Consider the following 10031-nt stretch of genomic DNA (forward strand, 5'->3'; position numbering starts at 1 on the left):
AGAAACTAGTTTTAGTAATCTACATCAGCAGTAGCAACAGGAAGTTATTACGTGTCTCAATCTACTAATGGTTGCGAAAGCGCAAGAACAGAAGTTAGTGTAACTGTTAATGACATACCAGAAGCACCAACAGCATCAGCACAAGTTTTTTGTGGCAGTGCAACAATTGCAGATTTGGAAGCTACAGGTACTAATTTATCTTGGTATGCAAGTGAAACTTCAGAAACCGTTTTAGAATCTACATCAGCATTAGCAACGGGAAGTTATTACGTGTCTCAATCTACTAATGGTTGCGAAAGCGAAAGAACTATGGTTAATGTTACTATTTCAGATATTCCAGAAGTGCCAACAGTAACAACATTAGTTACTTACAGTCAAGGTGATGATGCTAGTGCATTAACAGCAACTTCAGGTGGATTAGACTTAGCTTGGTATGAAGCTGAAATAGGAGGAGTTTCTGACTCAGAAGCACCAACACCTAGTACAGAAAACATTGGTTCAACATCGTATTGGGTAGCTAGTGTTAGTGATGACGGTTGTTACAGCGAACGTGTAGAGATTGTTGTTACAGTTGAAGAAGTTTTAGGAGTGGGAGATCGTAATATATTGAATGCTATTAAAGTTTACCCAAACCCAACAGATGGACAAGTTTCTATTATGCTGCCAAGTACTAATGAGGTTAAAATTACGGTGTACGATTTAAATGGACGTTTGCTATTAAACAAAGTAAATACAAGTGATAATTTTACGATAAATTTAGATCAATATGAAGCAGGAGTCTATGTATTAAAAATAAAAATGGGCCAAAACGAAACCGTAAAACGAATAATAAAAAAGTAGAGTTAGTTATTTAAATTGTGTTGAAAACAGCGATAGTCTTTTTGAGTATCGCTGTTTTTTTTAAGGTTAATTTAATCGTCTCAACGTTTTGTAAAAAAATAATCGGTCACTCACATACAAAACACTGCATTTCAAACCTAGTTATTTGTAAGTTGAAGATATAGATTTAATTTCAACAGCCTATAGTTATAGCATATCTAAGACGGTAAGTTCTAAGTATAAATTATAGTGTAAACAAAAGATTATTAAGTACAATTTAATTTTCATAATTGCATTTAACTTTTGAAATTGAAACGAGGTTTGGGAAAATTTCGGTAAAAGATGATTAAGAAGTAGGGTTTTTAATCAACTAAAATCAAAGGTCGCTGTAAGGCGACCTTTTTTTTGTTTGTTAATACATAAGAGTTTCATCGTATTATTTCTTATTTTTAATAAAACACAATAGCTATGTTATCAAAAGAAACGATACTCAATAAAATTCAAATATTAATAACCAATCATTTTAGTACACCAGAAGACGCCTTTTCGTTTTTTGATAAAGATGGCGATCGAAAATTGAGTAAAGATGAAATTGTAAAACTTTTAAAAGAAGCAGATATTAATGGATTTATTCGTGGTAGGATTTCTTCAAAATTAATTGAAGACTACGATAAAAATGGTGACCAACTTATAAATTGGGAAGAGTTTAAATCTGCTTACGATGAAATTTCAGATGAATCTAAATAATTGAATACATTATTGATATGCAATTTTTTCAAAAAGAAATAAAACTTCAAGCGCTCTCTAGAGGTTTCCATCTCATTACTTCAGATATTTTACGAGCAATTCCAGAACTAAAGCAAATTAATGTTGGGGAATTACAAGTATTTATTAAGCATACATCTGCGAGTTTAACTATTAATGAGAATGCAGATCCAACGGTAAGATTAGATTTTGAAAGCCATATCAATAAAATGGTTCCAGAAAATCAAGACTATTACCAGCACACTTTTGAAGGTTCTGATGATATGCCTGCGCATATAAAAGCATCATTAATGGGAACCTCTGTTCAAATTCCTATCACAAATGCTAAATTAAATCTCGGAATTTGGCAAGGTATCTATCTCTGTGAACATAGAAAAAGTGCATCAGGCCGGCAACTAGTGCTTACGGCTTTCGGTAATTAGTTGTTCTAAAACCAATTCTACACCATTATTATCGTTAGATTCAGTTTCAAAATCAGCAACAGCTTTTACATTAGGATGCGCATTTTCCATCGCGTAACTATATTTGGCGCATTTCAACATTTCTAAATCATTGTTATAATCTCCAAATACCATGGTCTCAGAAGGAGTAATGTTGAGTTGCTTTTGTAAAAAAGTAAGTGCATTTCCTTTATTAGTAATAGCTTCAGAAATATCTACCCAATGATTTCCAGAAACCACAACATTAAGTTCGGGCTTTAAATGTTTCACCAATGGAAATATTTGAGCTTCAGAATTTGTAGTATGATACAGCGCTATTTTAATGATGTCATCTGTGATCTCTTCAAAACAATCAATGATAGTATAAACGGAATAGTATTCAGAAAACGTGTTTATCAAATCATCCGATGCTCTAAGAATAAATGCTTGATTCTTGGTACAGAAAATAGGGTAGGTGTTTTCAAGATTAGTTACCAACTTATAAAGTTCTAATAATCTATTTGGATTTAGCTTATTAGAAAGCAGTACATTTTCATTTTTAATGATTAAACCACCATTTTCTGCAACGATTATGATATCGTTTTTTATAGGTTGAAGTTTCTCTACAATGCTATAATAAGGTCGTCCACTCGCCGCAACAAATTGAATGTTTTGTTGTTTTAAGTCTTTAAATAGTTCAAAGAACTTGGAACTTACGTCGTGATTAGAATTTAATAATGTGCCATCCATATCTGTGACAACCAATTTAACGTCTTTCATATTTTATTCTTAAAAATTGTATTCAAATTAAGTAAAATCAAAATAACCTGTCTAAAAAAGTATTTTTTAGTTTAAATGTCACATTGAGCGCAGTCGAAATGCAATGATTTTCAAAACATTAAAACTTGAACTGCGCTCATTTTGAAAGCAATTAATGACTCTTTATTTTTTAGTGAGATCCTACATGGCAACCACAGGTTTCTCGGGTAAAACTTTGCGACTCCTCATGCCATGGAAACGCTTGGTTGTATTTATTGTTTTCCCAATAGAACTCAGTGCGCTCCTTTGGATGATTTCCTATTTCATTCATAGTTTCAGTATCATATAATCGACCATTAATCATGGTGTAAATAATACTTTCAGAATTTCTAATATTCTCTAAAGGGTTTTTATCCATGACGATTAGATCGGCTAGTTTTCCTTTTTTAAGAGAACCAATGTCGTTACCTGCGCCTATATAATTTGCTCCATTAATTGTAGCAGCTTTTAAAGTTTCATGATTTGTCATACCACCTTGTTGAAGTGACCATAATTCCCAATGTGCACCTAGCCCTTGTAACTGACCATGTGCACCAAGGTTTACTTTTACGCCAGCATCACTAAGTGCTTTAGTGGTTTTAGAAACCAAAATATGTCCGTTTTCATATTCTTCATCCGGAACCATAACACGATGTCTAGAACGTGAATCGATAATTGCTCTTGGAGTATATTTTAGAAGCTTTTCATTCTCCCAAACATTGGTCTTTTGATACCAATACACTTCACTATTCATACCTCCATAATTCACAATTAGTGTTGGGGTATAACCCACATTACTATTTCCCCAAAGTTCTAAGACATCTTTATATACAGGGGCCACAGGAATATTGTGTTCTACACCAGTATGGCCATCCATTACCATGGTAATATTATGATAAAACGTTGAGCCTCCTTCTGGAACAACAAAAATACCTTCTTCTCGAGCGGCTTGTAATACTTGTTGTCGTTGTTCTCGTCTTGGTTGGTTATAACTCTTAACCGATAAAGCGCCAAAAGCTTTTGTTCGTCTGATAGATGAACGTGCATCTTCAAGATTGTTGATGACCGCTTTAAAATCGCCATCAGCCCCATAAAGTATAAAACCAGTAGAGTAGAGGCGTGGCCCAACAAGTTCTCCTGTTTTTTGTAATTCGGAAAGTGCAAAAATCGTTTCAGAATGCGCAGAAGGATCATGAGAGGTTGTAACTCCATAAGCTAAATTGGCATAAAATTGCCAATGCTTTTGTGTTGTTAATCCATATCTAAAACCACCAATATGTGCATGCGCATCAACCATACCTGGCATTATTGTTTTTCCTGAAAGATCATAGACTTTTGCATCGGAAGGAATTGAGATGTCTGAAGAATTTCCAATAGATTCAATAATGTTGTTATGGATAACGATGGTTCCATTTTCTATAACGTCATCTCCTTCCATGGTAATAAGTCGCGCTCCTTTCAAGGCAATTCTACCTGAGGGTTTATCGGTTTTGGCTTCTAAATTAATTTTTGTTCCTTTTTCAACAAGTTTCGTGTCTTCAGAAGCTTTAGTTGAAAAATACTGATTTCCTAAGGTCCAATGTAACGTTTTACTGTCTTTAGACCAATGTAAATTAATACCTGCATCTTTTGAAAGCTGCGTAATTGGGACATATTTACTTTTATCTGTTAAGTCTAAAGTATGTCCCGATTTAGGCATTGGAGCCAAATACACTTTATGTAAATGAACAAAAGCAATCCAGTTTCTATCAGGACTCGGCACCAAAATATTACCGTGCTTTGATTTGACGAGTGTGCGTTCATCAAAACCATTTAGGTCAACACTTTTCAATTCTTTAGTTAAAGCTCCAAAAAATTGTCCACCATTCTGGTATAGAATTCGCGTATCATCGGCATTAAACATCGGGTAATCTCCTTCTTTGGTTACAAATTGGGTGTTTGTACCATCACTATTCATCATATACAAACCTGGCTTGGTTGAAAACGTTCGACCTTGTTCGTTGTTTCCTCCTTCTTTTCGATAGACGATATGTTTACCGTTATGTGAATACGATGGGTTTCTATAAATACCTTTTTCTGAAGTCAATTTGGTCGAAGCTCCACCACTTGAAGGAATTGAATAAATAGCTCCGAGCTCTTGGTCATTCCATGTGACATAAGTAATGGTATTTCCATCAGGTGAAAAGGTCGGTTCAAATTCAAAATCAGTGCCTGTCGTTAATCGTTTAGCTTTTCCGTTTGGTAATTTTTGTGTGTACAAATACCCAAGCGCATTAAATACAATTGATTTCTCATCAGGAGAAGTAGTTGCATGACGAATCACTTTAGCGTCAAAAGTATCTGGTGCTACAGGAGTATCAAATTCAACAGCTTTAGCAATCTTTATAGTGGCGTTAGCTTGAAATGGAATTTCGGATACTTTAAGCGAATTGATATTGATCGTATTAATCTTTCCGCCAGACCAAATGATTATGTCTTCATTATTAGGCATCCAATTAAAGTTGGTGTATACTCCAAAAATAGCCCAAGCTTCTTGTTGGTCCTTATTAAGTTGGTCATAAACTGGCCATTCTTCACCTGTTTCTAAATCATGAATGTATAAAACAGTTTTAGTACGAATACGTTTTACAAAAGCTAGTTTTTTTCCGTCTCTAGAAATTTGAGGACGCGCCGCTCCACCAGGACCACCAGTGATTCTGCTGGTTTCTCCTGTTTTCATGTCATAACGATTAATGACATAGATTTGACTGTTAGGATCTTTATTATATTGAAAAGCTCCACCAGGATAAACATCTTCGCTATAGTATAAATAGTTTCCATCTGGTGAGATAGTTGGTTCGTTAACATCTTGTTGATCATTCTTCTTTTTAGTTAGCTGTAAACCACTTCCTCCTGTTTTGTGATACATCCATAGTTCACCAGCTCCTAAAGAGCGACCAGAAGTAAAATGCTTTCGGGCAATAATATACTCTCCGTCTGGAGTCCAAATCGCATTGTTTAATAATCTAAAATCTTCTTTTGTAATTTGTTTTGCATCAGAACCATCAGTGTTCATAATCCATATATTGTCTCCGCCACCCGCATCGCTCGTAAATGAAATGTGTTTACCATTAGGACTAAAACGAGGTTGTATTTCAAAAGGTAATCCCTCTCTTAATATTTTGGATTTACCACCCTTGATATCCATGATGTAAATGTCTCCTAGTAAATCGAAAACAATAGATTTTCCATCAGGACTGACATCCAAATTCATCCAAGTCCCTTCGTCAGTTGATAATTTTAGGTCTTTAAAACTCCAGTCACCTTCAGGATTAGAGACATCCCAAGGTTTTGGTTTTCTTTATCTTGGGCATAAACATTAAATGTAACAAGTAGAATGAGGATTGCGATGAGTTGAATACGCTTCATGGAATTTGTTTTTAATTAAAGCGTAAGTTAAAAATAAAAAGGAATTTTGTGTAAATATGCCCTTATGTAAACGGTTTAGTTTTTAATAATTAGGCATAAAAAAATCCGATTCAAATAAATGAATCGGATTTTATAAGCGAAATGTTGTTATTAATTTGGCTAAAAGCCTATTTTACTTTGTTTATTATAGCTTCAAAAGCATCTGGGTGGTTCATCGCTAAATCGGCAAGTACCTTACGGTTCAATTCGATATTATTAGATTTTAATCCTCCCATAAATTTTGAATAGCTCATTCCATGCTGTCTCGCACCTGCGTTAATACGCATGATCCATAACGAACGGAATGTTCTCTTTTTTACTCTACGGTCTCTGTACGAATATTGCATCGCTTTGTCAACCGCATTTTTTGCTACTGTCCAAACGTTTTTACGTCTTCCGAAGTAACCTTTTGCTTGCTTAAGAACCTTTTTTCTTCTGGCTCTTTTTGCTACTGAATTTACTGATCTTGGCATTCTTTTAATTGTTTTTTTGTAGTAGGCGGTCTAAATTGACACTTGCTAAATTGTTTTGCCTAACTCCAGGGTTTATAATTTGTTTTAACCGATTAAAACGCTATTACTTTAAACGTAACATTGTTTTAATATTGTTCTCATCCGCTTTATGTACTAAACCATCATGAGTCAATTTAAGCTTACGCTTTTTAGATTTTTTTGTCAATATATGACTCTTAAAAGCGTGCTTTCTTTTAATCTTACCAGTGCCAGTTAGTTTGAAACGTTTCTTAGCACTCGATTTTGTTTTCATTTTAGGCATTTTCTCCTCTTTTTAATTTACGTTTCGCTTATTATCGTATCGCTGAAAATTCAGCGTTTTATTATTTTTTCTTAGGTGCAATGAACATAATCATTCGCTTTCCTTCAAGCTTAGGCATTTGCTCTACCTTTCCATATTCTTCAAGATCTTGAGCCAATTTTAATAATAAAATTTGACCTTGCTCCTTAAAGACAATAGATCGTCCTTTAAAGAATACGAACGCCTTTAATTTCGCTCCATCTTTTAAGAATTTTTCAGCATGCTTCTTTTTAAACTCGTAATCGTGATCATCTGTTTGAGGACCGAAACGTATTTCTTTAACGATTACTTTAGTTGCTTTAGATTTTAATGACTTCTCTCGTTTCTTCTGTTCGTAAAGGAATTTTTTATAATCCATAACTTTACAAACAGGAGGGTTCGCATTTGGCGAAATCTCTACGAGATCTAAACCTTGTTCGTCGGCTAAGGATAACGCTTGTTTAATAGGATAAACACCTATTTCAATATTATCTCCGACTAATCTTACTTCTTCAGATCTGATTTTAGAATTTATACGGTGTTTATCTTCTTGAGATACACGTCTTGTAAAATTCTTTCTGTTTCTACGTATTGCTATGGCTTCTGTATTTTAAATTAAACTTAATATTATTTAAAAGTTTTTAAACTTTTACTAATTCTATCTTTTACTATTTTTATAAAGTCTTCTACATTAATTGTGCCAAGGTCTTCACCTCCATGTTGGCGCACTGTTATTGTATTGTCCTTTTCTTCTTGCTCACCGACGATAATCATATAAGGAAACTTTTGCATTTCAGCTTCGCGAATTTTCTTACCTACAGTTTCATTTCTGTTGTCTGTGAGGGCGCGAATTTCGTCATTTTCTAGCGAAACTAAAACTTTTTCGGCGTATTTTTCATATTTCTCACTTATAGAGAGTATAATTACTTGCTCGGGCATTAACCAAAGCGGGAAATTCCCACCAGTATGCTCTAGCAATATCGCGATAAAACGTTCCATACTTCCAAAAGGAGCACGGTGAATCATAACTGGTCTGTGCATCTCATTGTCACTACCTTTATATGATAAATCAAAACGTTCTGGTAAGTTATAATCGACCTGTATAGTTCCTAATTGCCATTGGCGTCCAAGGGCATCTTTAACCATAAAGTCTAACTTTGGACCGTAAAATGCAGCTTCGCCTGTTTCAACAACAAAGTTTAAATTTTTATCCTTAGCAGCACTTAAAATAGCTTGTTCTGCTTTTTCCCAGTTTTCATCGCTTCCTATATATTTATCCGGATTTTCAGGATCTCTTAGTGAAACCTGAGCTGTGAAATTTTCGAAACCTAAAGAACCAAAAACATATAGTACTAAATCTATAACGTCTTTAAACTCTTTGTCTAATTGATCTGGTGTACAGAAAATATGAGCATCATCTTGTGTAAAACCTCTAACACGTGTTAAACCATGTAGTTCCCCACTTTGCTCATATCTATAGACTGTTCCAAATTCCGCATAGCGTTTTGGTAATTCTTTATATGAAAATGGTTTTGCATTATAAATTTCACAATGATGTGGACAGTTCATTGGTTTTAAAAGAAACTCCTCACCCTCAGATGGAGTGGTTATAGGCTGAAAACTATCGGCTCCATATTTTGCGTAATGCCCAGAAGTAACATAAAGTTCCTTACTTCCTATATGTGGAGTAACAACCATTTCATAACCTGCTTTCTTTTGAGCAGCTTTCAAAAAGTTCTCTAAACGTTCACGTAATGCAGCACCTTTAGGTAACCATAAAGGTAGACCTTGTCCTACTTTTTGCGAAAATGTAAAAAGCTCTAGTTCTTTTCCAAGTTTTCTATGGTCTCTTTTCTTAGCTTCTTCTAAAAGTTCAAGATATTCTGTTAGCTCTTTTTGCTTAGGAAAAGAAATACCATAAACTCTTGTGAGTTGTTTATTCTTTTCGTCACCTTTATAATAAGCACCAGCAACACTTAATATTTTAACAGCTTTTATAATACCTGTATTTGGTATATGACCACCACGACAAAGGTCTGTAAAAGTAGAGTGATCACAGAAACTAATCGTACCGTCTTCAAGGTTTTCTATTAAATCAACTTTATATTCGTTTTTGCCTTTGTAATAAGATAAAGCTTCAGCTTTAGAAACATCACGCAACTTAAAATCGTGTTTGCCTCTAGCAATTTCAATCATTTTGTTTTCAATGGCTTTAAAGTCTTTTTCTGAAATAGAACCTTCATCTAAATCAACATCATAATAAAAACCATTATCAATAGCAGGGCCAACCCATAACTTCACATTAGGGTATAATTCTTCTAAAGCTTGTGCTAACACATGGGCAGAAGAATGCCAAAATGCTTTTTTACCTGCATCGTCTTTAAAAGTATATAAAGTAAGACTACCATCAGTGGTTAGTGGAGTGGTGGTTTCAACAACGGTGTCATTGAATTTTGCTGAAATAACATTGCGGGCAAATCCCTCGCTAATGTCTACGGCCACTTCATAAGGAGTTACATCTTTTTCGAAAGATCTAACCGAACCATCTGGTAGAGTAATTTGTATCATTATATATAGTATAAATTTTAGCCTACAAAGATATACCTATATAAGGAATAGACAAAGTGAAGTTTCCATAAATATCGTATTGTCTTTTTAGGGCATTCCCCTTTTGCTTTTTAGAAGCAAAAGCGTCGCGTCATCCGCTATATCTTTTTTTAATAGCGTCACTTAAAAGTAGAATATGTTATCTTATTATACGATGTTCTTATTATATCATTATATATATAAGTAAAAAAAGGATGCCGCTACTACCGCTAATGTATGTGTAATTTAAAGAGCTATTGTGCTATTAAAAGCTATTTGTTGTATTAAAATCCAGTATAAGCTAGGGGATAGAATAAAACAACAACTTTTTAAGGTTGTTAAATGGCATGGAATTAAGGCTTTAAAAAAAAGATTGAAATAAAAATGAAAAAGGTGTTGTGGAAA

9 protein-coding genes are annotated in these 10031 nt (G+C 34.2%); 3 read left to right on the plus strand and 6 right to left on the minus strand.

Going from position 1 to position 10031, the window contains the following annotated elements:
- Nucleotides 1-51 precede the first annotated feature (51 nt).
- From ADIWIN_RS11190 to ADIWIN_RS11200, 3 genes are all read left to right on the plus strand, one after another.
- Entirely contained in the window at nt 52-840 is a 789-nt protein-coding gene (locus ADIWIN_RS11190; protein WP_020897357.1) for a T9SS type A sorting domain-containing protein, read from the plus strand.
- A 447-nt stretch (nt 841-1287) separates the two neighbouring features.
- On the plus strand, nt 1288-1566 hold the full coding sequence (locus ADIWIN_RS11195; RefSeq protein ID WP_020897358.1) for an EF-hand domain-containing protein: 279 nt from the start codon (nt 1288-1290) through the stop codon (nt 1564-1566).
- A 17-nt stretch (nt 1567-1583) separates the two neighbouring features.
- Nucleotides 1584-2006 (plus strand): secondary thiamine-phosphate synthase enzyme YjbQ, encoded by a 423-nt coding sequence (locus ADIWIN_RS11200; RefSeq protein ID WP_020897359.1) that lies wholly within the window; start codon nt 1584-1586, stop codon nt 2004-2006.
- Here the strand turns inward: ADIWIN_RS11200 and ADIWIN_RS11205 are convergent.
- The 6 genes from ADIWIN_RS11205 to thrS form a co-directional block, all read right to left on the minus strand.
- Nucleotides 1980-2783 (minus strand): Cof-type HAD-IIB family hydrolase, encoded by an 804-nt coding sequence (locus ADIWIN_RS11205; protein ID WP_040757098.1) that lies wholly within the window; start codon nt 2781-2783, stop codon nt 1980-1982. The genes ADIWIN_RS11200 and ADIWIN_RS11205 overlap by 27 nt on opposite strands.
- A gap of 169 nt (nt 2784-2952) precedes the next feature.
- Complete coding sequence (locus ADIWIN_RS11210) at nt 2953-6054, minus strand: amidohydrolase family protein (protein ID WP_020897361.1); 3102 nt, start codon at nt 6052-6054, stop codon at nt 2953-2955.
- Between the two features lie 322 nt (nt 6055-6376).
- Nucleotides 6377-6721 carry a 50S ribosomal protein L20 gene (gene rplT / locus ADIWIN_RS11215; protein ID WP_020897363.1) on the minus strand — a complete coding sequence of 115 codons (345 nt, stop codon included), beginning with the start codon at nt 6719-6721 and terminating at the stop codon, nt 6377-6379.
- Nucleotides 6722-6824: 103 nt separating this feature from the next.
- Nucleotides 6825-7022 (minus strand): 50S ribosomal protein L35, encoded by a 198-nt coding sequence (gene rpmI, locus ADIWIN_RS11220; RefSeq protein ID WP_020897364.1) that lies wholly within the window; start codon nt 7020-7022, stop codon nt 6825-6827.
- A gap of 61 nt (nt 7023-7083) precedes the next feature.
- On the minus strand, nt 7084-7632 hold the full coding sequence (gene infC, locus ADIWIN_RS11225; protein ID WP_081669569.1) for a translation initiation factor IF-3: 549 nt from the start codon (nt 7630-7632) through the stop codon (nt 7084-7086).
- A gap of 35 nt (nt 7633-7667) precedes the next feature.
- Nucleotides 7668-9608 (minus strand): threonine--tRNA ligase, encoded by a 1941-nt coding sequence (gene thrS, locus ADIWIN_RS11230; RefSeq protein ID WP_020897366.1) that lies wholly within the window; start codon nt 9606-9608, stop codon nt 7668-7670.
- Nucleotides 9609-10031 lie beyond the last annotated feature (423 nt).

Origin of the sequence: Winogradskyella psychrotolerans RS-3 (assembly GCF_000427335.1) — a bacterium.
In the GTDB taxonomy this organism is placed as follows: domain Bacteria; phylum Bacteroidota; class Bacteroidia; order Flavobacteriales; family Flavobacteriaceae; genus Winogradskyella; species Winogradskyella psychrotolerans.